This is a genomic window from Mesorhizobium sp. M1423 (assembly GCF_040317575.1).
Lineage (GTDB): Bacteria > Pseudomonadota > Alphaproteobacteria > Rhizobiales > Rhizobiaceae > Mesorhizobium.
Map to the genome: position 1 here is coordinate 60,900 of NZ_JAMYKU010000019.1, position 24,296 is coordinate 85,195.

20 protein-coding genes, 3 pseudogenes and 1 riboswitch are annotated in these 24,296 nt (G+C 59.4%); of the genes and pseudogenes, 15 read left to right on the forward strand and 8 right to left on the reverse strand.

The genetic code is table 11. The features are described from left to right. Window positions 1–416: 416 nt before the first annotated feature. The 8 genes and pseudogenes from NKG95_RS22620 to NKG95_RS22655 all read left to right on the forward strand — a co-directional run bounded on the left by NKG95_RS22620 (window position 417) and on the right by NKG95_RS22655 (window position 8,654). Window positions 417–1,574 (forward strand): porin, encoded by a 1,158-nt coding sequence (locus NKG95_RS22620; RefSeq protein WP_352452630.1) that lies wholly within the window; start codon window positions 417–419, stop codon window positions 1,572–1,574. Window positions 1,575–1,588: 14 nt separating this feature from the next. Continuing rightward, a pseudogene (locus NKG95_RS22625) lies at window positions 1,589–1,798 on the forward strand (bifunctional hydroxymethylpyrimidine kinase/phosphomethylpyrimidine kinase); the annotation flags it as partial. Window positions 1,799–2,201: 403 nt separating this feature from the next. Further along, window positions 2,202–3,734 carry a Fic family protein gene (locus NKG95_RS22630; protein WP_353042597.1) on the forward strand — a complete coding sequence of 511 codons (1,533 nt, stop codon included), beginning with the start codon at window positions 2,202–2,204 and terminating at the stop codon, window positions 3,732–3,734. A gap of 15 nt (window positions 3,735–3,749) precedes the next feature. Beyond that, entirely contained in the window at window positions 3,750–3,872 is a 123-nt protein-coding gene (locus NKG95_RS22635; protein WP_352452628.1) for a hypothetical protein, read from the forward strand. Between the two features lie 37 nt (window positions 3,873–3,909). Beyond that, on the forward strand, window positions 3,910–5,052 hold the full coding sequence (locus tag NKG95_RS22640) for a hypothetical protein (RefSeq protein ID WP_353042598.1): 1,143 nt from the start codon (window positions 3,910–3,912) through the stop codon (window positions 5,050–5,052). An 890-nt stretch (window positions 5,053–5,942) separates the two neighbouring features. Then, window positions 5,943–6,321 (forward strand): annotated as a pseudogene (gene glyA, locus NKG95_RS22645) (serine hydroxymethyltransferase); the annotation flags it as partial. Between the two features lie 54 nt (window positions 6,322–6,375). Further along, window positions 6,376–7,551, forward strand: a complete 1,176-nt coding sequence (metK, locus tag NKG95_RS22650) for a methionine adenosyltransferase (RefSeq protein ID WP_353042599.1) — start codon at window positions 6,376–6,378, stop codon at window positions 7,549–7,551. Window positions 7,552–7,661: 110 nt separating this feature from the next. Continuing rightward, on the forward strand, window positions 7,662–8,654 hold the full coding sequence (locus NKG95_RS22655) for an adenosine kinase (protein ID WP_353042600.1): 993 nt from the start codon (window positions 7,662–7,664) through the stop codon (window positions 8,652–8,654). A 32-nt stretch (window positions 8,655–8,686) separates the two neighbouring features. On the opposite strand, the gene NKG95_RS22660 is transcribed toward NKG95_RS22655, so the two are convergent. Beyond that, window positions 8,687–9,364 (reverse strand): transposase, encoded by a 678-nt coding sequence (locus NKG95_RS22660; protein WP_352458262.1) that lies wholly within the window; start codon window positions 9,362–9,364, stop codon window positions 8,687–8,689. Window positions 9,365–9,653: 289 nt separating this feature from the next. On the opposite strand from NKG95_RS22660, the gene NKG95_RS22665 reads away from it, so the two are divergent. Further along, window positions 9,654–9,905: an MFS transporter gene (locus tag NKG95_RS22665; RefSeq protein WP_352458261.1), complete on the forward strand. Its 252-nt coding sequence runs from the start codon at window positions 9,654–9,656 to the stop codon at window positions 9,903–9,905. 62 nt (window positions 9,906–9,967) lie between these two features. After that, window positions 9,968–10,801: a helix-turn-helix transcriptional regulator gene (locus NKG95_RS22670; protein ID WP_352458260.1), complete on the forward strand. Its 834-nt coding sequence runs from the start codon at window positions 9,968–9,970 to the stop codon at window positions 10,799–10,801. 317 nt (window positions 10,802–11,118) lie between these two features. Here NKG95_RS22670 and NKG95_RS22675 read toward each other — a convergent pair whose 3' ends face one another. After that, window positions 11,119–11,373, reverse strand: coding sequence for a hypothetical protein (locus tag NKG95_RS22675; protein ID WP_352577982.1), 255 nt, complete (start codon window positions 11,371–11,373; stop codon window positions 11,119–11,121). A 555-nt stretch (window positions 11,374–11,928) separates the two neighbouring features. After that, a riboswitch (cobalamin riboswitch) is annotated at window positions 11,929–12,129 on the forward strand. A gap of 95 nt (window positions 12,130–12,224) precedes the next feature. On the opposite strand from NKG95_RS22675, the gene metE reads away from it, so the two are divergent. Then, entirely contained in the window at window positions 12,225–14,570 is a 2,346-nt protein-coding gene (metE, locus tag NKG95_RS22680) for a 5-methyltetrahydropteroyltriglutamate--homocysteine S-methyltransferase (protein ID WP_353042601.1), read from the forward strand. A 98-nt stretch (window positions 14,571–14,668) separates the two neighbouring features. Here metE and NKG95_RS22685 read toward each other — a convergent pair whose 3' ends face one another. The 3 genes from NKG95_RS22685 to NKG95_RS22695 are packed head-to-tail and all read right to left on the reverse strand — an operon-like array spanning window position 14,669 to window position 17,109. Further along, window positions 14,669–14,887, reverse strand: a complete 219-nt coding sequence (locus NKG95_RS22685) for an FMN-binding negative transcriptional regulator (RefSeq protein ID WP_352452617.1) — start codon at window positions 14,885–14,887, stop codon at window positions 14,669–14,671. A 34-nt stretch (window positions 14,888–14,921) separates the two neighbouring features. Beyond that, the gene (locus NKG95_RS22690) at window positions 14,922–15,824 is read right to left on the reverse strand and encodes a dihydrodipicolinate synthase family protein (protein ID WP_353042602.1); all 903 of its coding nucleotides are present in this window, start codon (window positions 15,822–15,824) and stop codon (window positions 14,922–14,924) included. Window positions 15,825–15,876: 52 nt separating this feature from the next. Next, window positions 15,877–17,109 carry a trans-sulfuration enzyme family protein gene (locus NKG95_RS22695; RefSeq protein WP_353042603.1) on the reverse strand — a complete coding sequence of 411 codons (1,233 nt, stop codon included), beginning with the start codon at window positions 17,107–17,109 and terminating at the stop codon, window positions 15,877–15,879. Between the two features lie 82 nt (window positions 17,110–17,191). Between NKG95_RS22695 and pdxR the strand changes: the two are divergent. Next, window positions 17,192–18,687, forward strand: a pseudogene (gene pdxR / locus NKG95_RS22700) (MocR-like pyridoxine biosynthesis transcription factor PdxR). Between the two features lie 105 nt (window positions 18,688–18,792). Here pdxR and NKG95_RS34345 read toward each other — a convergent pair. Next, window positions 18,793–19,071: a hypothetical protein gene (locus tag NKG95_RS34345; RefSeq protein WP_502913980.1), complete on the reverse strand. Its 279-nt coding sequence runs from the start codon at window positions 19,069–19,071 to the stop codon at window positions 18,793–18,795. Between the two features lie 178 nt (window positions 19,072–19,249). Here NKG95_RS34345 and NKG95_RS22710 point away from each other — a divergent pair, with 178 nt between their 5' ends. Together NKG95_RS22710 and NKG95_RS22715 are read left to right on the forward strand one after the other, a co-directional pair. Then, window positions 19,250–19,528, forward strand: coding sequence for a phenylalanine--tRNA ligase beta subunit-related protein (locus NKG95_RS22710; protein WP_352748649.1), 279 nt, complete (start codon window positions 19,250–19,252; stop codon window positions 19,526–19,528). Between the two features lie 564 nt (window positions 19,529–20,092). Next, window positions 20,093–20,614, forward strand: coding sequence for a helix-turn-helix domain-containing protein (locus NKG95_RS22715; RefSeq protein WP_352468280.1), 522 nt, complete (start codon window positions 20,093–20,095; stop codon window positions 20,612–20,614). Between the two features lie 277 nt (window positions 20,615–20,891). Here NKG95_RS22715 and NKG95_RS22720 read toward each other — a convergent pair whose 3' ends face one another. Further along, complete coding sequence (locus NKG95_RS22720) at window positions 20,892–21,947, reverse strand: cytochrome-c peroxidase (protein ID WP_023679673.1); 1,056 nt, start codon at window positions 21,945–21,947, stop codon at window positions 20,892–20,894. Window positions 21,948–22,738: 791 nt separating this feature from the next. Next, window positions 22,739–22,987 carry a DUF982 domain-containing protein gene (locus NKG95_RS22725; RefSeq protein WP_353042604.1) on the reverse strand — a complete coding sequence of 83 codons (249 nt, stop codon included), beginning with the start codon at window positions 22,985–22,987 and terminating at the stop codon, window positions 22,739–22,741. Window positions 22,988–23,599: 612 nt separating this feature from the next. On the opposite strand from NKG95_RS22725, the gene NKG95_RS22730 reads away from it, so the two are divergent. Beyond that, window positions 23,600–24,070, forward strand: coding sequence for a Ros/MucR family transcriptional regulator (locus NKG95_RS22730; protein ID WP_352835687.1), 471 nt, complete (start codon window positions 23,600–23,602; stop codon window positions 24,068–24,070). Window positions 24,071–24,296: the final 226 nt, after the last annotated feature.

Below are 24,296 nucleotides of genomic sequence, written 5' to 3' on the forward strand. Positions count from 1 at the left end.
CGTAGCCGAAACGTTTGCCGTCGTGCTTGGGTTGATCCGCAAGGCAAAAAGGAAGGAAGAGCGAACCAAGGTCCGCCGGCACACTTGAGCTTCAAGCCGCGCCTGCGTCGTCAGGATGGCACGTCATTTGCAGTAGAAGCCTTTGTGACGGCCGCCCACAACTAGCGGAGATGACGGGGATGATTTGTACAGAAATGTTGGATGGCGTCGTTTCGGCGATTATTATATTTGTAATAACAATCGCATATTTGTAACAATAACACCCAATCATATTCTCAATTTCTGATGAATATCTGGCGTGACGAGCGCACCAAAACTGCTCAAATTCAACTCAATGCGCATCGTTATCGACTGTTTCCTTAGCAAGAGTTCATCACTGACGTCCATTCCTTTTACTCTTTGAACGGAGATCAACAATGAACATTAGGAGCCTCCTCCTCGGCTCAACTGCGGCACTGATTGCCGTTTCCGACGCTCGCGCCGTGACCGCCGTTGCCGAGCCTGACCCGACTGAGTACGTTAAAGTCTGCGACGTCTACGGCTCGGGCTACGTCTACATTTCAGGCACTGAGACCTGCGTGCGCATCGGCGGCTATGTCCGTTACGACGTCGGCTTGGGCCATGTCGGATTGGTTGATCACGCCAGAACCTCGGATGTGAGGACTGGTGAGCATCAGGGCACATGGCAAAACAACACGCGCTTCACATTGAAAACTTGGACCGGCCAGGAGACCGAACTCGGCACGTTGAAGACCTACACCGAAACCCGCATGAACTTCGGCAACCGCCACACTTCGGTTTCGGACAGTTCTCGGTCCTATGCCTTCAACGGAGACAGCACCTTGACTTTTGCCTGGATTCAGCTTGGTGGCCTCCGAGTTGGTAAGGACTGGTCGGCCTTCGACATGTTTATTGGCGGCGCGGGTGACGTACTCAACCAGACGCCGGTTCCGTACGGCGCTTTCGATACCAATGTGGTTCAGTACTACTTCGACGCCGGGAACGGCTTTTCGGCCGTGGTTTCGCTCGAAGAAGGCTCGGGCGTGGTCGGCACAATCGACAGCTACGCACCGCACGTAGTCGGCGGCTTGAAATACACACATGGCTGGGGCGCGATCACCGGCGTTGCCGCTTATGATAGCAACTACGAATCGGTGGCCGCCAAGGTCCGTGTCGACATCAATGTCACCAACGAACTGTTGCTGTTCGGAATGCTCGGCTACGGTTCCAACGGCAAGCTCAACGACGACTCCACGAACGCCATCGACGCTCATGGTCGCGGCTTCTATAAGAGTTGGGGCGGGAACTGGGCTTTCTGGGCTGGCGCCACTTACAAGCTCAACGAGACAACTTCGTTCAACCTTCAGCTCTCCGGTGATCAGCTCAAGAACCATAGTGTCGCTGCAAACGTCGCCTATGCGTTTCTTCCAGATTTCACAGTTACGGCGGAACTCGACTATGGCCGCTACGGCAACTTCGCCGTCGGCAAGGTGGACGCTTCCAACGTGAACTGGACCCACGCCAACAAGAAGAGCAGTGTCGGCGGAATCCTGCGTTTCGAACGCTCATTCTAACGGATGAAAGGGAGCTGAGGCAGGCATCGCATGTACTTGTCGTCGGCGGATCGGACTCCAGTGGGGGTGCCGGAATCGCGCGCGATATCGAGACGCTCTCCTCCATGGGCGTGCGCAGCTGCCTTGCCGTCACTGCGGTGACGGTGCAAACACACGACAGCGTCACGGACATCCTTCATCTGCAACCCGGTCTGGTGGCCGATCAGATGCGTGCAGCGATCTCGCGGGCGTCGCGGCGTAGTGAGCGCGGGCGCGGCCGTGATGATCGTGGCGGGAGGGAGAGGTAAGGAGCGTCTTTCCTTTGAGAATTCGCGTTTACGGGTACCCACGATGCACAACGGGCGAGTTTTTCAAAGAGGCGCGTCCTCCTTCGAAGCGCTTCGGAGGGCCAGGCTCCAGGCTCGCCCCGAGCCCCTGCGTAGCCTGCGGGGGAGCTGGGTCTCGGCCCATCCGGGTAACGATCCTTCGCGCGGCTATGGAAACGATCGCATTTGCCGATTATCGCATAAAAAACTTGTTATCGCACGGCTTAAAAAACTTGCAACTCCACAGCATCATTGACTTGTCGCCTATCAGCACTATATACTTGTAATCGCACAGCTCTAAAAAAGTTGCAAAGGCACGGCCATGGCCAAGCCCCATGAAAAGCTCGCTGTATCACTGGCCGTCCTCAAAGAGCTGCAGGAGGGTGGGCGGCGCATATTCAAATCAGATGAGCTGACCCGCGTCCACCGGGAGCGGCTGCTGCAGAACGGGTTCCTGCGCGATGTTATCAAAGGCTGGCTCATGTCGACCGGCCCGCAGGCACGGCAGCAAGACACCACCCCTTGGTACGCGAGCTTCTGGGAGTTCTGCTCCCTTTACTGCAATGACCGGTTCGGCAAGGACTGGTTCCTCTCACCGGAGCAGTCGCTGCTTCTGCACGCGGAAGCGCCCACTATTCCGCCTCAGGTGGTGGTGAACGCCCCCAAAGGCACGAATAACAAAATCGACCTGCTGTTCGGCACTTCGCTCTATGACCTCAAGGTCAAGGAGATGCCGGCCGAACTGACAGAGAAAAACGGCCAGCGCGTGTTCACTGTCGAGGCCGCCCTTACCCGGGTGCCGGAAGCGTTCTTCCAGCGCGCCCCTATCGAGATGCAGATCGCCATGGCGTCGGTGCGCGACGTATCAACCGTTCTGGCCCTGCTGCTTGATGGCGGCCATTCCGCCGTGGCGGGACGGCTTGCGGGGGCCTTCCGTCGCGTAGGACGCGACTCCTTTGCCGATGAAATCGTGGCCGCCTTCAAAGCCGCCGGCTATGACGTGCGCGAATCCGATCCGTTCGCGGGACAAATTGGAGTGACAACTATTGCGGCGGGCGTACCGCCGTTGGTCGCCCGCCTGCGCGCGATCTGGCAATCGCAGCGCGAAGCCATCATCGAGATATTCCCGAAGGCACCCGGACTGCCGTCCGACAAAGACGCCTATATGAAGTTCGTCGAGGATATCTACGAAAGCGACGCCTACCATTCGCTGTCGATAGAAGGGTACAGCGTCACCCCGGAACTCATCGACCGGGTGCGCGAGGGGAGCTGGAATCCGGAGATTGATGAAGAGGACCGCAAGAACCGAGATGCGCTTGCCGCGCGTGGCTACTACCTCGCATTCCAGAAGGTCAAAGACTCTGTTGCCGCGATCATCAACGGCAAGCCAGCCGGCGCGTTGACGCGGGACACTCACCGGGAGTGGTACCGGGAGCTGTTCGCGCCGTCAGTGACCGCCGGCATCCTCAAAGCCGGCGCGCTTGCGGGAAATCGCAATCACCCTGTGTACCTGCGCGGCTCGCAGCACGTGCCGCCGCGTACCGAAGCGGTGGCCGATGGTATGAATGAGCTGTTCGATCTGCTGGAGGCGGAGAAGGAGGCCTCCGTGCGTGCCGTGCTGGGGCATTGGCTTGTGGGCTATGTGCACCCCTATCCGGACGGCAACGGACGAATGGCGCGGTTCCTCATGAACGCGATGCTGGCTTCAGGCGGTTACCCCTGGACAGTCGTCAGAGTCGATGACCGGAAGGCCTACCTCGCAGGGCTGGAGGAGGCGAGCGGCAATATGAATGTGAAAACGTTCGCCGCCTTTCTCGCCGAACGGGTGAAGTGGTCTATGGAGAAGGCGGCGTGAGGTCGGTGGTGTGCCATGTTTAACTTGCTTGTCTCGGGCCACGGCGAGTGGTGGGAAACGCCGCCGTTCACGACAACCATTGACCGGTTCAAGGAATCTAGCGGCGCCGAGGCCGAGGCTATCGACCTCGCGCCCTGAAACATTGCGCCGGCTGGAGGAAATCCCGGCGCTTTTGATGTACGAAGTCGGGGCGGGAGGCCCGCACGCGCGCGTGGTCCGGCACAGCCGCATACGCAATGTCGTTCGGCGCGGACACGAACTGGCCTTCACCTTCGAGCCCGATCCGAAACATGCCTTTCTGGACCGGTCAGCGGTGTTGAGAATTGCGGACCGGCTGGGCATTCAACAGTTCGAACAGCACCGTACGCACTGGGCGATCAAGGATGGTGACATTCCGGCCGAGCTGATTGCCACCAGCACCGCTGAACGGGCGCAGCGCACCGTTGCTGTGGTTGCGGCAGAATATGTAGAAGCGCGCCGCGAGGGACGAAGGAGAGAAGCTGCCGAACTGGCCGAAGAACTGGAGGATTTTCCTCCCTCGCTGGAGAAAGCACTGTCGCTCGTGCCGGCGCGTATCCTTCAGCAGCCGACACCCGAATTATACCCGATCCTTGGGATAGAGCCCCGCACGCCCGAAGGCCGCAACGCCGTCGTGGCCGTCGTCGCAAGGGATCACAATGGGGAGGACTTGCCTGCCGACTGGTCTTATTCGCTGGCGTGGTTCCTGGACCTTTACGGCAGCGCGACGGAAGCGGGGCGCCTTGACGGCGCGCTGGCCGAATGCGCAACGCATATGATCGCGCTCGGCACTGGCGAGGGAGAAGCTGCCGCCCCGGTGGCGTCAGACCTTAAAGAGCGCGAACCTCAGCGCGCGGCCCTGTACAAGGCAACCGCAGGGCTGCTGCGGGCGTATGCTAATATCGCGGATGAAATGGATGCCGCAGGCTACAACAACGCCCACGTTGCCCGCATCAAGAAACAGGTCGAGCATTACCTGAATGCGCGGGACACTGTGCGTCTGGCCAGCAACGAAAGCCTCGATCTGAAGGCCTACGAGGCTGATATGCGGCACTTGATCGACACATATTTCAAAGCCGATGAGCCCCGCAAAATCTCACCATTCGACGGCATGAGCCTCCTTGAGCTCAGCTCGTTTGGGAGGACCTGCTGGACGATAGGGTCACCATTCCCCGCAAAATCAAGCAGTCCAGCGAGCGTAAAATCCAGGATCAAGCTGACCGCACATGGAATCTTCTCACTACGCTTTACTACACGGGAACAGGCCGTATCCCTTGGCGCCGGAAGAAGATCGGATTGAAAGGGAACCTCCTTTGTCATCTTTGCATCACGGTCAGTCTGCTCGAGATTGACCGCTGCAAACCGGGAGCACGAGCGGGCTGGGCAAACGTTGCAACAGATCCTTCAAGGAAATTCATAGACTCTTAGCAACTCCGGTTCGCTGTGAATGGTAGGCTTATTGCAACGTCTGAGGTCAGTGGGGTCCAAACCGTGGCGCCGCTTATTCTCCGACCCGCCGAACTGCGTGCAATTTCGGCTAAAGGCAATGGCAAGAAGAGCGCCCATCTTGTTTGTTCGACACAGTCATATCGGCTCAAAACCGTATCTTCACGGCCACCGAGATTGTCCGGTCGATGGACAATCAACCATATAATTGGGTTCGAAAGCCGCAACATCTGTGGAGAACGCGAAATGACAAATTCAGTAGGACGAGTGCCCAGGCTTTCCAAGTGGCTTGGTCCTGACCAATGCTGACACTGGTCAGTCGCCTACGGACGGCAGCGCATTTAGATCGCCTTCGAATCCTAGGTCTTTGCGCGCACGCGGACCTAACTGTCTGCCAGCTAGCGGAGATTCTGGGTCTGCGTCGTGAGCACGTTGTACGACACGTCCGGCTGCTGGCCAGAGCCGACTTTCTTTACTGCAACGAACAACGCCCGTGGTCCTCGTACCATCTCAAAGCAGCAGGTAAGGACGGCGGGCTGGTTCAGTTGTTGGTTGATCTCCTGCCGCACGGCGATGGCTATCACAAACGAGACCTTCAACGGCTCGAAGCGACACAAGACGCGCCGTCGAAGGGGATCGCATGCTTGACCGTGAAATAGATCCAATTGGAGCGCGAAACCACCATGGACAACTCCGCCGACGGCGCCATCGCGCCGCGCGACACTTGCGGACGGTCTCGCTTGGCGACCTCTGGCCCACGCGCTTCTGGACCGAGGTTATGACCTGGTCACCGGGGGCACTGACAATCACATGCTGATCCTTGATCTTCGCGATCGACCACTATCAGGCAAGGCCTATGCCGACCGGTTAGCGAAGGCAGGCATCATTACGAACTTTAAATGGTGCCTGGCGACCCGCGGGATCCGGCGGTCACAAGCGGAATTCGCTTGGGTCGCCAGCAGTGACGTCCATGGGCATGCGCGATGTGGAAATGGTGCAAATTGCTGGCTTCATTGACTGCGTCCTCCGGCGGCCTGATGACGAAGATCTCCATGCCTGCGTGCGAAGAGACGTTGCCGATTTGTGCGCTGCGTTCGAGGTCCCGGGCATCACCAACAGGTAAGGTGGGCTAAGCAAAATGCCCCATACAACTCCAACACCCGAAACGAGGCATTTCATGGCTAGGCAGTTCGTGTTCTCTTCCGAATCGGTTGGCGCGGGACACCCGGATAAGTTGGCCGACAACATCTCGGATGCCATCCTCGATGCCATCCTCCGCACCGATCCCAAGGCACGCGTCGCCTGTGAAGCGTTGGTAAAATCAGGGATAGTCGTTCTGGCTGGCGAGATTACCAGCGATGCGCGGGTGGATTATAGCCAAGTTGCGCGCGATACGATTCTCGATATTGGATACGACGATGAGGCGGTCGGCTTTGACGGCCGGCGTTGCTCCGTCGTTCATGCACTCACCGAGCAATCGCCCGACATTAGCCAGGGCGTTGACGAGGGACGAGGGCAGGACCTCCAGCAGGGAGCGGGAGATCAGGGCCTCATGTTCGGCTACGCATGCCGCGAAACCGATACCTTGATGCCTTTGCCGATCCAGCTCGCTCATCGCTTGACGAAACGACAGGCAGATGTCCGGAAAGCACGACAGCTTGGCTGGTTGCGTCCTGACATGAAATCCCAAGTCTCAGTGCGCTATGAGGGGTTGCGCCCCGTCTCCCTGGATACCATCGTCGTATCGACCCAACATGACGAGCAGGTCTCGCAAGAGACGGTCCGCGAGGGCGTCATTGAGGAAATCATAAAGCCTGTCCTGCCGACCCACCTGGAGACGGAAGGCATCAGAATTCTGGTCAACCCGACGGGGAGGTTCGTAGTCGGCGGGCCGCGCGGCGACTGCGGTCTCACTGGACGCAAGATCATCGTCGATTCGTATGGTGGGATGGGTCGTCACGGCGGCGGCGCTTTTTCGGGCAAGGACCCGTCCAAGGTTGACCGCTCAGCTGCCTATGCGGCCCGGTATGTCGCAAAGAATATCGTCGCTAGCGGACTAGCGGACGTCTGCGAGGTGCAGCTTGCTTACGCAATCGGCGTGGCCAGTCCGGTTTCTGTCATGGTCAACACGTTCGGGACAGCGAGGGTTGAGGAAAGAAGGATCGAGCGCCTCATTCTGGAGTTGTTTGATCTCAGACCGAAGGGCATTATCAAGATGCTTGATCTCTTACGCCCTATATACCGCAAGACCGCGACCTATGGCCATTTCGGCCGTGAAGAGCCTGACTTCACCTGGGAGAAGACAGACAGGGCCGACGAATTGCGTCGCGAGGCAGGACTTGCCGCCCCGTGAGGGGCTGGCGCCGAACGGATTGGCAAGCGGAAAGCCCATTCCCACTGGCCAGACCCGCCCGCGGCCGGCATGCCAGAAAGCCGGTGGGCTTTTGGCGGAGACATGAATTGATGCCGGACTATGACGTGCTTTGTATCGGGAATGCCATCGTCGACATCATCGCCCAGTGCGACGAGGCGTTCCTGGAGACGAACGGCATCATCAAGGGCGCGATGAATTTGATCGACACGAGGCGCGCCGAACTGCTCTACAGCCGCATGGGCCCGGCCATCGAAGCCTCGGGCGGCAGCGCCGGCAACACGGCGGCGGGCGTCGCCTCCTTCGGCGGCCGCGCCGCCTTCTTCGGCAAGGTCTCGAACGACGCGCTCGGCGAAATCTACGCGCACGACATCCATGCCCAGGGCGTCGCCTTCGACACCAGGCCGCTCAGCGGCGAGCCACCGACGGCGCGCTCGATGATCTTCGTCACGCCGGACGGCGAGCGCTCGATGAACACCTATCTCGGCGCCTGCGTCGAACTCGGCCCGGAGGACGTCGAGGCCGACAAGGCGTCGGGCGCGGCCGTCACTTATTTCGAGGGCTATCTGTGGGACCCGCCGCGCGCCAAGGAGGCGATCCGGCAGACGGCGAAGCTCGCCCATGCCGCCGGGCGCGAAGTGTCGATGACATTGTCGGACTCGTTCTGCGTCGACCGCTACCGCGACGAGTTCCTCGATCTCATGCGCTCCGGCACCGTCGACATCATCTTTGCCAACAGCCACGAGATCAAGTCGCTCTACCAGACCGCTTCATTCGACGAAGCGCTGGCGCGGATCCGCAAGGACTGCAAGATCGCCGCCGTCACCCGCTCGGAAAAGGGCTCGGTCATCGTGCGCGGCGACGAGACCGTGACCATCAATGCGACCAGGATCCGCGAGCTGGTCGACACCACCGGCGCCGGCGACCTCTACGCCGCCGGCTTCCTCTACGGCTACACGCAAGGCCGCAGCCTCAAGGATTGCGGCGATCTCGGCTCGCTGGCAGCCGGGCTGGTCATCCAGCAGATCGGCCCAAGGCCACGCCAGAATTTGCGCAGAGAGGCGGAGCAGGCGGGATTGCTGTAGGTGGCGAGCCAAGAACCAGCTGCCCACCCTCCTTAATCCAGCCCGAGCCTTTTCTTCAGTTCCGCATTCTCCTTGCGGAGACGATCGGCAAGCAGGCTCTTTAGCCGCTTGTTTTCTTCCTCGAGCGCGACGAGATCCTTCAGCCCGTCACTGTCCGCCGCCGGCGCCGCCGCCTTCTTCCAAAGATAATATGTCTGTTCCGAGATGCCGGCTTGCTTCACCGCGCTCTTGAGAGTAGCGCCGCCGCCGATCGAGGTCTCGATCTGCGCCAGCTTCTGGGCACGATCCTTCGCGGAGTAGCTCTTTCGGCCTGTTCGCGCTGACGGCGGTGCTTCAGTGGTCGCGGATATCGGCTTGGCGCCCTCCTTGCGGGCAGGCGCGCTCGCCTCAGCTTCTGGCTTCCTCGACCGCCGCGCTCTCGTCTTCGGTTTTGGCGTTTCCGCTTTGTCTGCCGGTTCGCTATGAACTACTGCTGACTCGGTTTCCAGGGGATTGGCCATGAAATGCTCCACTCGAGGTTTGTGCAAAGGTTCAGCATCAAGGGCCACTACAGTAGAGTCAACAAGCTGACGATTTAACGGCTCGACTTCGTTTGTTGTTTCGGCCATCGCCGCGGCGATGTCGAAATTGCCCCAGATGGAACGTGCGGATTTTTCATAATTGCGCTTTTGTTTGACTTCCACGGTGAATGGTCGCGTCTGCCGCCTCATAGTTCCTTCCTGAATAGGAGAATGAAGTCGCCGCTCGAATTTTTGGCGCTTCCTGCTTAGCGCGGAGCATTATCGTATAGCCGCTCAACGGGCAAGTGATGCCGGTCTTCGATGGCTGACCCATCTGGGGAGATTTGAGCGGCTTCGCGCGTCCTGCGCATGCCTGTAAGGCCGCCAAGTTTTCTGGGTTAGCAGGCGCGCACTGTGGCAGCTTGGCTTGTACGGCGAGGCCATGGTTGAGTGAGGCGAAACAAATCCAGCCCCGCGGTCAATCCCGAGGCTTCCCACAATGGCGAAGAGAACATCTTCACTCGTTCCTTTTGAGCACAAGACCTTCCGTTCGCTATGGTCGGCTGCACTCATTTCGAACCTTGGCACCCTAGTGGAAGGTGCGGCGGCAGCTTGGCTGATGACGAGCATCGCAGCAGTAATTTTTGATCGCCCATTCGTGCTGTGTACCAGCCCTGTGTCTTGCGCAAGTGGTCACGAACGGCTGCCGGAGCCTCGAAGACGCCCTAAAAACACATGTTGCGATTTTTGAACACGCTTGACGTGTTAGATTAATTCATCCACAATGCGTGTGTTGAACACGCGAGGTGAGTTATGAACATGAAAGAGCTTAGGGTTCGACTGGGCATGACTCAAAAAGATTTGGCAGAGCAGATGGCAACGACGCAACAGACTGTGGCCCGTTGGGAAACAGGCAAAACGCAGTTGAACGTCGAGCAGATCAAGGACCTTTGTCTCACGTTGAAATGCACGGTCGAGGAGCTGCTGGGCTGGAAGATTGATGTCGAGGAGTGGCGCACGAGCCCGTTTGCAATTGCCGATGCCGAAACGCGATACGGCACGCTCAGAATCAAGACGACTCTTGGCAGCCGCCAATATCCTATCGATGAAAAGGCGCGTGAATCGATTTTACGTCAGTTGAAGGAACTTCATAATCTGCGTAGAAATAACACAAGCAGGCCATGGCTGTATTGTTGGAGCCTTGACAACAAAATACTCTTGATAAATCCGCAATATGTCCGCACCATTGAGCTTATCGGTGACGATGTAGAGGAGATGCCAGAGTATTATCATCCAGAAATCTATCGGGCTTTGGATGACTGGGATAAGGGTGAGGTTTCAGGAAAGCTGAAGAAAGAATGCGATGCCATCATCGCAGAGATGGGTGATCAGGAAGCCGTGCGCATGGCCTCCTATGTTCGCGTCACATATGACGACGGAGAAGATGAGTGGAACTTCTTGGATGAGGAAACCGCTACGACTTTCTTCGGATTGGAAGCTGCGACCTTTGACGTTCCCCAGTGTAGTTTCGCCGAAGTGGAGGAAGAAGGTTACTACCGAGCGCGATACGCCAACCTTGATCGCGTCGCGGTGATGGAGGTTCCAAGCGACCGTTATCACAGATTGACCGCGCCCGAGGAAGCTTAGAACCATCCACGAAGGGCGCATGTTACATCTCGACCTTGCGTGGTGCGTTTTCAGTACGAGATGACGTTAAGCGTAGGTAGTGGCAGGTAAGAGTGCTCGACCAGAAGCTCAACTGCCTCCTCAATATCGCTGCCGATGTGCCGCAGGACACGTCCACGGGAGCGTGGATAGGCGTGAAGTTCCTGCACTCCACGGTCCGCTCTCCCATCGCCGGTGTGTGCCCGACGCCATCTTGTGGACGAGGTTGGCCGCCTGCACCCGGTTGTATTCCGGCTTGCGGTCCGCCTGGGCGGTCCGCCGCGATGGCTATCTCCATGTCAATCGGCGCCGAACTTTGACTGCCCGCTGCTTTTGATGAATTTGGCGAGGTCCCGCGCATAATCACTCTTGGTCTTCTCCTTGAGGCCCTGTGTCGCGAACTTGTGGTCCAGCAGGGCAAACAGGTCCAAGTCCCCTTCCGCCTGTGGCGCTGGCTTGCCCTCACCGCCCTCGGTTTCCCAATTGGGGACCGCTTCTGCGCGCTGCACCGTGGCGATTGTCCGCCCAAGACGCATCACAAGATCGAACGCCAAACCGTGCGCGTGCACGACGATTTGCCGCTCAGGCCTCATTTGGACAGGACTTGAGCTGGCCCGGTGGTTTGAGCCGGGTTACCTTGAGCCGGTGGGCTGCGAACAAGCAGTTCGAGACATTGGCCTCGATCACTTCGCAACACGCCGCTGCGCCTGGCCTCGGTGTGCTCCCCCCGAAATCGTTGTGTCATATCACCGAGGGCATCACGGCCAACAGCTTCCACATGGGCAACAGCCTCGCCATTGAGCCGAATATGGTCGCGAGCAGATCACCAACGAAGCGGTCGGAACCTCGGAGCCGAAGTTCGACGCCGAGGTGGTTCGCATGATGCGCTAAGCAGCACCACGGCGCTTGCCGGTATGTTTGCTGCCGGCAGCCGACGAACTCCTATCCTCCTGGACAAGGGCGCCGTGCGTCATTGCTTTGATTTACCGGCCGCTCAAGGCTTCCACAGTTTTCGCTTTCGAGGCGACCTTTGGAACATGCCAACGGAAATTTAACATAACGACATAAACATTTCTTTATGCGGCGTTGACAAAGAAGCGAACTGCTGTAATTGTCTCCCGCGTCGTGGTTCTCCGTACGGCGCTGCCGCAGCGGAGCTAAGAGGGAAGCCGGTGCGATGCCGGCGCTGCCCCCGCAACTGTTAGCGGCGAGCCAACCCCACTCATGTCACTGAGGCGAATAGCCTTGGGAAGACGGGTAGAGGCTATGACCCCGCGAGCCAGGAGACCTGCCACGGCGAATTACGTCCACGGGCGGGGTGTCTCGGTGGCCGCTGCAGCCTGGCGTTCGTGCCGGCCTGCTAGCGCCTTCCTTGTCACCGACGCCCCAACCATCGGGGTCTGGCATGAGTGTCTCTCAGCAAATTCCTGTAGCAACGCTCGGCGTGCCCCGCTTCGGTCGTCGGCGAGAACTGAAATTCGCGCTTGAAAGCTACTGGTCCGGAAAATCGTCCGCTGCCGACCTTCTCACGACCGCGAAGGCGCTCCGTGCCGCTAGCTGGGAGGAGCAGCACGATCGCGGCGTGTCGAAAATCCCGTCGAACGACTTCTCGCTCTACGACCATGTGCTCGACACCGCAGCCATGGTCGGCGCCGTTCCATCCCGTTACGGCTGGAATAGCGGCGAGGTTCCACTTGACATCTACTTCGCAATGGCGCGGGGCAACCAGGGTCAGACGGAGGATTGTCGACACGCTGGTCACCAGCAGGCGGCTCATCGGTCTGATGTAACCGCGATGGAAATGACCAAGTGGTTTGACACCAACTATCACTACATTGTGCCGGAACTCAACGATGATCAGACGTTCGCCCTCTCGTCGACGAAACCGGTCGATTACTTCATCGAGGCTAAAGCTCTCGGCGTTCACACACGCCCAGTCATCCTTGGACCGATCACCTTCCTCAAGCTGGCGAAATCGCCTGCCGAAGGATTCGATCCCATCGCGCTCCTGCCGCGGCTGCTGCCCGTCTACGAGCAACTCCTGCAGAGGCTGAAGCTGTCTGGAGCCGACTGGGTGCAGATCGATGAGCCAGCGCTTGTCCTCGATCTGAACCCGAATGAACGAGCTGCGTTCGAATTCGCCTATGGCCAGCTGTCAAAAGCCGCGCCCGAGCTGAAGATCATGCTGGCTACCTATTTCGGGCCGCTGGGAGACAATCTCGAAACCGCGGTTTCTCTGCCCCTGGCCGGGCTGCATATTGATCTCGTGCGCGCTCCCGAGCAGCTGGAAACGGTGGGTCGGCTCGCACCGAAGGATCTGGTGCTCTCGCTTGGCTTGATCGATGGCCGCAACGTCTGGCGTGCGAACCTGCCCGCCATTCTCGACCGCATCAAACCGATCGTCGCCGGCTGGCCCTTGGACCGCGTCGAGATCGCGCCTTCTTGCTCGATGCTGCATGTGCCGATCGACCTCCGCATGGAGACGGAACTCGACGCGGACATCAGGTCGTGGCTCGCCTTCGCGGCCCAGAAGACCGACGAGTTGGTGTTGCTTGCCCGGGCCCTGTCCCAAGGCAGGGATGCGGTGGCAGGCGCGTTGAAAGCGTCTGCCGAGGCTGCCGCCACTCGCGTGACATCCACGAAGATCCATGACCCGCTGGTTGAGGGGCGGATCGCCAGCATTGACGACAGCATGAAGCGACGAGAGAGCGCTTTTGCCGAGCGCTCCAGAGTCCAGGCCGGCACGCTCGGGCTGCCGCCGTTCCCGACGACGACCATCGGGTCCTTCCCGCAGACGCCGCAGGTACGCAGGGCGCGGGCCGCTCATGCGAAGGACCAGCTGAGCTATGTCGACTACGAGACCTTCCTGAAGAAGGAGATCGAGGCTGCAATTCGCTGGCAGGAAGAGATCGGGCTGGACGTGCTGGTGCACGGTGAGTTCGAACGAAACGACATGGTACAGCATTTCGGCGAGCAGCTGTCCGGCTTCGCCTTCACCCAGCATGCCTGGGTGCAGAGCTATGGGTCGCGTTACGTGCGCCCCCCCATCATCTTCGGCGACGTATCGAGGCCCAATCCGATGACGCTGCGCTGGTGGCAGTTCGCCCAGTCGCTTACGGAAAACCCTGTGAAGGGAATGCTCACAGGCCCAGTGACCATTCTCAACTGGTCATTTGTTCGCGACGACGTACCCCGCTCCGAAGCATGCCGCCAGATCGCGCTCGCCATCCGCGACGAAGTGACGGATCTCGAATGGTCCGGCGCAAGGATGATCCAGATCGATGAGGCCGCGTTTCGCGAAGGATTGCCACTGCGCCAGTCTGATTGGAACGACTATCTCGACTGGGCTGTCGAATGCTTCCGGATCGCTTCAACGGGTGTAAAGGACGCGACTCAAATCCATACCCACATGTGCTATTCGGAGTTCAACGAGATCATCGACGCGATCGCTGAAATGGATGCGGATGTCATTTCGATTGAGACGTCGCGCTCGAAAATGGAACTGCTGGACGCCTTCACGAGCTCCAAATATCCGAATGAAATCGGGCCCGGAGTCTACGACATTCACTCACCACGGGTCCCGGAAGTCGGCGAGATTTCGGATCTCGTCATGCTTGCCCGCGAGCGACTGTCCGATGCCCAACTGTGGGTAAACCCGGACTGTGGCCTCAAAACCCGCAAGTGGGAGGAGGTCCGCCCTGCCCTCATGAACATGGTTGCTGCAGCACGCGCGCTCCGGGAGAAAGTGTAGGCCGGAAGGTTTCCTGGTTGCTCACCATGTGGTGAGTTAGCGGCTGCCGCATGTGGGCCGTGAATGTGCCAAAACGCGATCACATCCTTTGAAATAAGTCACTCGAGCGAGAAAGTGCACTTTCCTTCGGCACGTGTACTAATCGCGCAGGAATAAAGGGAACCGTTTTCTCCCTGTGACGTGTCGAGTTCGAAGGGGATGTGATTGGCGTCGAGACCGCTCCGGCCATGGGTTATCAGCATGCCAAGTGCGCTGTTCTCGATCAGTTCGTAAAGGACTTCTCGGCTCGGTTCATCGAAATGCGCGGGTACATACATGACAGGTTCCTTCACTGGCCGCCGGGTTCGCTGTTCACCGGTTGACATCCGATGGCAAGCGTTCCAACGCGGCGGCGATCTGGCGCTTCGCTGCTGAGGGCAGAGGCAGGATGGGACGCGGGGGGTCGGCACGGCAAATGTCGAGCAATTCGGCAAGTGCATAGACGACGCGAAGGCTCGAGAACTCCTTGAAGAGGCTCCAGAGCGGCGCAAGCGCGGCATCGATCCGTCGCGCTTCGGCCGCATCGCCCTGCTGCGCCGCTGTGACGATCTTTGTGCAGACCTCGGGCAGGATGCCCGCGAGGACGCTGTACCATGTGTCAGCGCCAGCGATCATGGCCTCTGCAGCGTTCCAGTCGCCGCTGTAGCCGATCGAGAACCCTTCCGGCACAGTGCGCCTCTGGTCGGCCAGATGGCTCTTGATCGCATCGCCCTTTTCTGTCGGATTCTTGATAGCGACGATCCCCCGCACCTTTGCCAGGCGGCTGACGAGTGCTGGGGTGAAACGGAAATGCGTCGTTCCTGGATTGTCGTAGATGACGATCGGAAGGCCACTTTCGCGCGCCACCGTGGAGAAATGTTCGAACACCTCGTCATCAGTGAGCGGGGTGTAAGAGGCGGCGGCAAGCAACCCCGCGGCAGCCCCAAGGGCCTTACCGTCCTGCGCGAGCCTCACTGCTTCGTCGGTGCGCAGCGCGCCCACACCCACCACGACCGGCATTTGTCCCCCGGTTTCGTCCAAGGTCTCGGCGAGCGCCCGTCGCCGTTCCTCGCGCGTCAGATACATGTATGTGCCGGTGCTGCCGAGAAGACCGATGGAATCGACCTGAGCGGCGCAAAGCCTGGCAATCAGCTTGCGCAGAGCAACGGTATCGACGCGGCCGTCCCGATCGGTCGGCGTGATGGGAAACGCGGAAAGGCCGCTCAGGAATGCCATGGCAAGGCTCCGGGTTTGTACGCGAGCGCAGGACTGGCCGGACCACAGGTCATCACAGGGCGTCCAGAGCCCGCCGCAGGTCGGCGATTAGGTCATCGGCGTCTTCAAGACCCACCGAGAGACGCATGAGGTCCTCGCCGACTCCATCGGCCAGATGCGCATCCTTGCGGATCGGCTGACGAGCACGGGTCAGGCTTGCCGGATGATAGATGAGGCTGTCGGCATCGCCGAGGCTGACAGCCCGGGTGATCAGGTTGAGCCGGTCCATCATCCGCCGCGCGCCCTCGAACCCAGCGTGGAGGCCAAAGGCCAACATGCCCGATCCTTGGGACATCTGCTTTCGCGCCGTCACCTGATCAGGGTGCGAGTCGAGGAAGGGATAACTCACCCATGCCACCGCCGGGTGCGCCTCGAGCGCCTGAGCCACCGCAAGGGCCGTGGCGCTGTGGCGTTCCATGCGCAGCGTGAGCGTCTTCAGACCGCGCAGGATCAGGAAGGCTGACATGGGCGAGAGCGCTGCGCCGGTGATGTAGCGCAGGCCCGTTTCGTGCAGCGTGCGGAGCGTTGGCGCGTCGCCCAGAAGCGCGCCCCCAAGGGCATCGCCGTGCCCATTGATGTACTTGGTCAGCGAGTGGAGCACGAGGTCTGCCCCATGTTCGAGCGGCCGCTGGAGCGCGGGGGAAGCGAAGGTGCTGTCGACTGCAACCTTTACACCGCGCGCGTGGGCGCGCTCGGCAATGGCAGCGATGTCGAGGATGCGGCTCAGCGGATTCACCGGCGTCTCGAAGAAAACAAGCCGGGTCCGCTCGGTGATCGCGGCATCGAGATTTTGGGGATCGGACAGGTCGACCGCGACGACCTTGATGCCGAAGCGGGGGACCGCCTGTTCGACCATGGCAAGCGTGTTCGCATAAAGTGTCTTGTGGACGATGAGTTCATCGCCTTGGGACAGGAGCGACAAGATCAGTGTGCCGAAAGCCGCCATCCCCGAGGCAACGACCAAACCTGCCTCGGCTCCTTCCAGATTGGCGAGCCGTTGCTCGAGGATCTCCGTCGTGGGATTGTATTCGCGCGCATAGAGCCTTCCGCCAAGGGCGGCGGCGGCCTCGTTCGCTGCCACGCTTTCGAATCCATAGGTCGAGGTCAAGAAGACTGGCGGCTGAACGGCATTGGAAAAGCCGGCGGGATCGTAGCCATGATGGATCGCCCGAGTGGCGAATCCGGGACCGGTGTCGTGGAGCGACCGCGTGAGAGCATCGGTTTCCGATTGATAGCAACGGGTCATTCGGCCTCTAGATCTTTCTTGGGTTTCCGAAAGATTGACGGCAAACTGGCCAATGTGAAATATCCAGTTAGCAATGAATGAAATGGTCCAGTCTTCAAGTGCCGGCTCTGCAGGTCGCTCGCACGCGATGGGTGCACGCCAGATCTACGAGGCTCTTCGCGAGCAAATCCTCGGCGGCGTCTATGAAACCGGTAGTCAGCTGCCGTCCTCCCGCGGCCTGGCAAATGGCCTTGGGGTTTCGCGAACGACGGTGACGGTCGCCTATGACCAACTGACCGCGGAAGGTTTCATCGAAGTCCGTCAAGGCGCACGACCTCGCGTTGCATCCTCGCTGATCGGTCCTGAGACGAGCCGCACTGTCGCGAAACGAGTCGGCCCGGTTCATCTGTCCGCCTATGGCGAACGACTGCGCGTTACGCCGCCCTGGCCGGATTATCTGCCGACTGGACTGAAGGTCGATTTCCGCTATGGCGACCTGGCGCCGTCAGACTTCCCCGCATTGGTCTGGAAACGTGCGATGAACGAGGCGATGGGGCAGCGCCCGTTGCGTCTTGCCTATGACGATCCTCGCGGCTGGCGTGGGCTGCGCCAGGCGCTCCAGGGCTATCTCTGGCGCGCCCGAACTCTGAGTTGCGACCTCGAGCAGATCATCATCGTCAACGGTTCGCAGCAGGGCCTAGATCTATGCGCTCGCCTGCTTCTCGATCCCGCCGACCGCTTCGTCATCGAGGACCCGTGCTATAGGATGGCGCGTCAGGTCTTTGCCAGTACGGTGCCTCGCCCGTCCCCGTCACCGTCGACGAGGACGGGATGAAGACGGAGTTGCTGGCGGGGATCGGGGCACGACTGGCCTATGTCACGCCATCGCATCAGTTTCCGCTGGGCGGCGTCATGCCGATCGCGCGCCGCCATCAGCTTCTGGAATGGGCGCGGCACAACAACGCCTATGTGATCGAGGACGACTACGACAGCGAATATCGCTACGACATCAATCCGGTCCCTCCGCTGCACAGTCTTGAGGACCACGGGGCTGTCATCTACCTCGGCACGATCTCCAAAACGCTCTCGCCGATGCTGCGTATCGGCTACCTCGTCGTCCCGACGGAATTGCAGGAGGTCTTCGCAACCGCCAAACAATTCGCGGACCGGCATTCGCCGGTGGCTGAACAGGAGGCTCTGGCTTGTTTGATCGAAAGTGGCGGCTACGAAAGCCATGTGCGGCGCGTGCGCAGGCTGAACGGCGAGCGTCGGGAGACGTTGTTGGGCGCCTTGCGGCACAGCTTCGGCGATCGCATCGCTGTCAAGGGAGCAGAGGCCGGACTGCACGTCGCCGTCTGGTTCAACGACCTGCCACGATCGCAGGAAACGGCACTGGTCGAAGCCGCCCGACGTGCGGGTTTGGGGCTACACCTGATCTCGCCCCTTTACGAGCGGCAGTCGGACGAAGGCCACATCGATCGCGTGGGGCTTGTCATGGGCTATGCCGCTTTGAGCATTCGGCAGATCGAGAAGGGCGTTGAGGTCCTGCGAGCGGTTGTCAAGCAGGTGCAAGACGCGTTGCCGGGACACGGTGGCTAAAACGGCGGGGACGTGGCGTGCTGGCGAGGATACCGACCCCTTGGGTTGAACCGCATTTCGTTGCAAAGCCAACTGGACTGGGAAAACGCCATACCATGCTGTTGATCAGGCCAGTTTGGCGGTAGATTTTCGTGCGAGACGAATTTCCGAAAGCGATGCATGACCCGGCAAGGAAAGCTGCTTCACATCCATATCGCGCCCGCTGCCTCCTATGAAATGGAGGATCTGGAGGAGGCGTAGCTTGTTGCCGGCCGAGGTGGGCTCGAGCACCCGCAAGACATAATCGACGATCTCTATCACTTGTCCACCGCCGAATGATGGAATTATCCAGCGCATGGTGCGGCATGCACCATGGCGACGCCAGAAGATCTGGACGCTCGACAAGCACCTTTCTTGAAACATTTCCCGAACCACCCGCAGCGCAAAGCCTCCCCATGAGAAAAGAGCATCCCATGTCTTTCACGCCATTGATTGCCCCGAGATCAAGGCCCGCTACCGGGATTTTCATCTGATCAGCATTGTGGTGCGGAACGCTGGAATCGACGTGCCGGATGCACAGGCGTTGAACGACACGATTGCGGCGGCGGAACAGGCGGCGCTTCGCGATGACGCCCAAAGGGACGCGCGTCTTGCGGCGTGGGCCGTTGCCTATGAGGCTTTCGGCACAAAGGCCAATCGAACGCCGTGCTCGGCCGCCGCGCTTCTCAAGCGGGTGCGGAAAGATGGCTCTCTCCCGCGGATTTCCCCACTGATTGATGCCTACAATGCCGTCAGCGTGTTGTATGGCGTTCCGATTGGCGGGGAAGATCTCGATCTCTACCAGGGGTCCCGAGACTTTTAATTGCGAAGGGAGCGGAGCCATTCGACACGATCGAGCAAGGTGAAATGGTAACCGAGCATCCCGAACCGGGCGAAGTCATCTGGTGCGATGATTCCGGTGTCACGTGCCGCCGCTGGAACTGGCGGCAGGGGCGGCGCACCATGGGTCACGGTCGATACCCGCGCCATGTGGCTCGTGCTGGAAGCCCTCGGCCCAATGTCAGCTATACAGATGACGGGCACCGGAGAGCATTTGATGGAACTTATCCAAGCGTTGTGCCCGGGTGCGCGAATCGAAATCGCGCGGATCGACGAGTCCACTACATCTCGTGTCCCTTAGGGCATGGTCCACCTTTCGGAGAAACACCCCACTCAGCCCTGTCCGGATCTGGCGCTCCTTGCTCGCTCCGCTGGCCTACACAGTTGATCGCGAACGACCCAGAACGGCTCTCGAAAACGAGCGTCGAACGAAATCAGATCACTGCTTGTTCTCCCTTAGCGTTGTTTGGCGTACTTTTATCGCGATGCCTCCAGTGGGGATGGTCCAAATTGCGCAAGCTCGGTCGAGTGATCGCGGAGAAGCTTAATGTCGACTAAATCGAAATTCATGGAGCGGTACGGACAACGGGTGCGAACCCGGGACGTCGTCCCGGTGTCGTCAGGCTCTCCCGTCCGACTGAGCCTCAGTTTTCTTCACGGCGCGAATACTCCTGAGGCCGCCCGGATTCTCGTTAAGAGACAGCTGCCGCTCAGGACGGCCCACGCGATACTCACGGAGATGGTCGATCACGGCAAGGCGTTCGTGACGGTTCCTTGCGTCGACGATCTATTGGCACTGAAGAATGAACTGTCGTCCGCAGGCGTGATCGCGAAGGTTCATGCGCCGCGGCCGATAAGTGTTCGCGAAGTCCGGGATCGCACGAAGCTCTCTCAGGAGGCATTCTCCGTGAGGTATGGCCTCGATCTGGCAACGCTTCGAAACTGGGAGCAAGGTCGCTCGAAACCGGATGCAGCGGCGAATACTCTCCTTTGGACCATCGCCCGGAATCCGGAAGCAGTCGAAGAATCGCTGGACATGGAGGACGGAGTGGCTGCCCCTTCGCCCTAAGGGTGCCGATCACTTCGGCGCGCGGCAATTCGGCCGCCAGCGCGATGACCGGCCGCCGCGCGGTATCGACAGCGCGCGAGCCTCATGCGTCAGACGCCTTCCTTGGCATGTCGCACGCCAGATCCCAAACATGATTCCATCGCAACGAGCTGGTGACGGAAGCAGTGCCTGCACTTTGGAAACGAGCCATTTGCGTTCTCATGGACGTCGCGACTCGTCTCGTCCAGTAAAAGTCGCACTCATTGTCAATTGCGATGTTCCGCAGTCAGCTGGCCGTTTATTTTCCTAAGATCTGCGTTATAGGCCGGGGTGTTGTCGCCGTTTCGGCGGGTAAGATGGGATAGGCGACCTCGGGTGCCTTTCCGGTCAGCGAGTTGAGGAAGGCAACAAGCAGGTCGACTTCTTCGTCCGCCAGTACCACGCCAAGCTGGGTGGTTCCCATGATGGCAACGGCCTGTTTCAGATCCCAAACCTTGCCCGAATGAAAGTATGGCGCGGTGAGTGCAACGTTGCGCAGCGGCGCCACGCGGAAAACATAGGAATCGTCGGCTGCATTGGTGACCGCAAATCGGCCCTTGTCTTTTTCCGGCAGGACCTCGGCGCTGGGCTGTTCCACGAGGCCGAATGGGTAATAGGCTTGCCCACCAACGTTGATACCGCCATGGCAGGACGAGCAGCCTTTGTCCATGAAAAGCGCCAGGCCCTGTTTCTGTTCGGAAGTCATGGCGGCGTCATCGCCATTCAGGAAACTGTCGAAGGGGGCCGGCGTGACCAGTGTCGCCTCGAAGGCTTCGATTGCCTTGGCGAGGTTGTCGAAGGTGACCCGATCGGCTTCAGCCGGAAAAGCTGCATCGAACCACTCGACATATTGCGGCATGGACTTGAGCGTGGTGATGACTTGGCCCGGTGTATTGGCCATTTCGATCCCGGCTTGGACCGGTCCCTTCGCCTGAGCCTTCAGGTCTTCGGCACGACCATCCCAGAACTGGGCGATGTTGAAGACAGCGTTCAGTACAGTCGGCGCGTTGCGCTGTCCCTTCTGCCAACCATGGCCGATCGAGGTTTCGTGATTGTCGTCGCCGCCGGTGGCCAGGTTGTGGCACGAGTTGCACGACAAGACGCCTGACGCAGAGACGCGTGGATCGAAGAACAGTGCCTTGCCGAGAGCGATCTTTTCCGGGGTGATCGGGTTGTTGGCGACTGCCGGCGTGGTGGGTGGCAAAGCCTTGAAAGTGGCCATTGCCGTTTCTCTGAGGTCTGCGGGGATCGAATCCGCAGCAAAGGCGGTGGCCGTCAGCAAGGGGACAGCCATCGTACTGAATAGGATTTTCATAAATGATCTCGCTGCGTCGTGCACGCAGCCACTCTGGGATATGCGGCTCATGAACGCCCTGCGCTAGATCAGTTGCGGGAGAGGACCGGGGGTCTGACACCTGTTTTCGCGGCAGAGCTTGGACCGTCCCGGAATTGAACGCTCTTCTCGATTGGATTTCAGGGAGCCGGAGGATCGCTGCTCGGCAAGCGGCGGCGCCGGAGCCGTGCTCCGGTTCTCTCTGCGCCTTCTACCATGAAGAAATCGGGTCCGCCGCTGTCTCAGATTTCGGTTCGGGTTATCTGTTCCGCTGCAGGTCCGGCTCGATTTCCGGCGTGCCTTCGCCAGATCGACGTTGGCCCAAATCGATCCGGGATCGCGTCTTGTAGCACGCTTTGCGGGACAATCTTACTTTCGACGTGGAGGGCCGTTTGGGCTGAGCGAAATTAACGAATTTCAAAGGGCGCCCAAGTAGCTGTTTTGATTGGCTTGTGAGGCCTATAGCCTCGATCGAGCGAATATTGGCAGACGACGGAGCACAATTTTGGCCTCGTTTATCAGCTTCATGGGACAACTGCTTTGCGATAATTACAGGGCAATTTACCGTCATGAATTTGAGAGAACCAAGTCCCACGCAGTGATTTTCACACCGGAAGCGTTGCAGTCCTGTCGCGAGAAGCTGATTTACAATAACAACAAGATGATACATCGTCATAGCGCGCAAGGCTATAGTACGCTCGAGATGCCGGCGAAATCTCGATACAATAACCCCATCGGCGTACCCGCTCCAGCCTCACACCGACTGACGACGCCTATACTTGCGCTTTTCCACTGTCCGACATGCAGGCAGCGAGCCATTGCATCGCGGAGGTTGCATCTTCCAATATGACGACCTGTTTCGCAAAGCGGAAAACAGTCTTGCGCGCTGCGCTCGCAGGTTTTCGTCCGTTGTATGCATCAAAGCACGCCCTGAGGGCGGCTTGGTAGATCCGGTCTCTGCGATCTTCTGGCCATTCGTTGAGAAAATCGATAGCATCCGCAGGACTGGCAATCTCTTGCACGATGTGCGCTGCACGCCTTACGAAAAGTGGGCTGCTGAAAGTCCCCTGAGCTCATGCGTTCCTCCCGACCTGCTGAACCGCTTGTTTGCGTAAGGCGCCTCCTCTACACCCGCCCACCATTGCGGAATGTGTTGTCACAGCGATAGCGGTTCAATAGCAAAGCAGCGGCGTGAGGTCCTCGGTTTACCAGCGGTCCAATCCCTAACATCCTGCTGCGAGAGCGGCTCACCGGATGAATCTACATCGTTTCGACCATTGCGAATCCACGCTTGATAGTTCCTCCACGCGCCACCAGGAAGCGGCCACTGCTCTGCCACCGATTTCACAGCCAAAGAGAGGATGGCGAACAGAAACAGCCTGCTTCGTTTCGAGATTACTGGTCGTTTTGGCACAAAGCTTACGGCCGAGACGCGCCTGAAAATGCGCAAGCACCGCGGCAGGTCGCCAACAACGGAACGCATCAACGGTCATGACGGCGCGATACCGCGCTATAGATCTCGCTGCTGGACGAGCATCGCAATAATCCTGTCGAGACCTTGGTTGCTTTCAGCGGCGACCGCCACTATGAAGCGACGCTTCGCCGACTGTGTTTCACGCCGCCTGGAGAGTTTCATGACAGAAGAAGCCGAAAAAAACATCGACACCCTCATCGAGCTCACGGCCGATGTCGTCTCAGCCTATGTCTCCAACAATCCGATCCCGGTGGGGGATCTCCCTGCCCTCATCGGCCAAGTGCACGCGGCTCTGAAAGGGACGGCCGGAGGTGTCTCTGCAGAAAAGCCGGTTGCCCTTACGCCTGCAGTCCCGATCAGGAAGTCGGTCACACCGGACTACATCATCTCCCTTGAGGACGGGAAGAAATTCAAATCGCTAAAGCGCCATCTGTCGACCCACTATGGGCTGACGCCGGATGGATATCGGGCCAAATGGGGCCTGCCGGCGGATTATCCCATGGTCGCGCCGAACTACGCCGCCGCACGCTCGTCATTGGCCAAGACGATGGGGCTCGGCCGCAAACCGAAAGCGCCGGAAGCGCCGGAGCCGGCGTCGACGAAGCGAACCCGCAAGAAGGTCGCGGCTTGATTTCGGCAATCGAGATTCGTTCTGGAGCGTTGCAGCCATCGGCTTAATCTGCGCGTCATATAAAAAGGCGGGGCCAACCCCGCCTTCCTTTCAAACAACTTTGTTTCATGAGGAATTCGCGACGCCTGCAGCAATCTGCTGCCCTCAGTTTTTGCTCGCTCCTATCGAGCGGCCGTGAGGACCTCCGGACCTACGCGCCCACTCTTGCCAAGACGCAGGAGAAAAT